The 1,084-nt window shown below is 30.1% G+C and carries 1 protein-coding gene; it reads right to left on the bottom strand.

Annotated elements, in window-relative coordinates:
• Nucleotides 1–953, bottom strand: a 953-nt coding sequence (locus RT405_RS02950) for a LysM peptidoglycan-binding domain-containing protein (protein WP_313467423.1), incomplete at its 3' end; no start/stop codon positions are given.
• Between the last annotated feature and the right edge of the window lie 131 nt (nt 954–1,084).

Below are 1,084 nucleotides of genomic sequence, written 5' to 3' on the forward strand. Positions count from 1 at the left end.
AAAAATTGCTGTTTTGTCGTAAATAAACTTGTAGTAGCTACTGATAGTTTTGCTTTTTCAGCTTTACTTAAAGTACTTTCATATCCTTTTCTTGATACTACAATATTTTGACCTACTTTTATATTATTAATATCTGTTATACTACTATTCCAAACTTTTAATTGAATGCTTGATAAATTAAAATCTTTAGCAATAGCATTAAAATTATCGCCTTTTACTATTGTATAGATACCATTATTTGCAGTTCTTTTTGCTGGTGCTGTCATTACTGATTTTGAAGATGCTGTACTCTTTTCTTTAGTTTTCGGGGATTCTATTGGTTCTTCGTTCTTTTCAGCTGATTCAGATTTCTTATTTGGGATTGACTCTTCTTGTTCAGGTTCTTCTGGTTCTGATTCTTTTTGTTCAGGTTCTTCTTGTTTTGATTCTTTTGATTCTGGTACCGCACTGATTTCTTTTTGCGCTTCTTCTAACCCTTGAAGCAGTCCATCAAGCTGATTAATATCGATACTTAGCTCATCTAAACTATCTTCAACGTCAGAATCATCTATCTCCACTAATTTAATTGCTTTATATTCAGCTATTTTATCATATTCTACTTCAAAGTAGCCTTTATCATCAATAGCCAATTTTACAGATTCACTACTGGCTTCATCTACGAGTAAAAGATCCATATTATCCGGTACACTACCATATAATACAAATTTTCCCTCATCAGTTTGTTTTAAATACATTTCCTTAAAAACATCTTCTATCTGTTGAGAATGATTTTCACCAGATATATTGTTATCTATATATAATTCGTTTATAGGTAAAGCATATCCACCATTTACCATTTCTATATGTACAGCACCTGTGTTTATTTCTTTATCAGCCATAACAACGTCTTTTGTCACTAATATTGACAATAAACATGCACTGGATAAAGTAAGTAAAATATTTCTTGCTTTCAAAAAAATAACCTCCAATTATTTTTAATTTTGTCATTTGTTTAATATGAGCTTTTATTAAGTACAACGCTTGTTTTACTAAAATTTAACATACTCTTCTAACATGCATAAAAAACAGCGAGAGCATGTTGGCT

The organism is Carnobacterium sp., assembly GCF_032094055.1.
Lineage (GTDB): Bacteria > Bacillota > Bacilli > Lactobacillales > Carnobacteriaceae > Carnobacterium_A.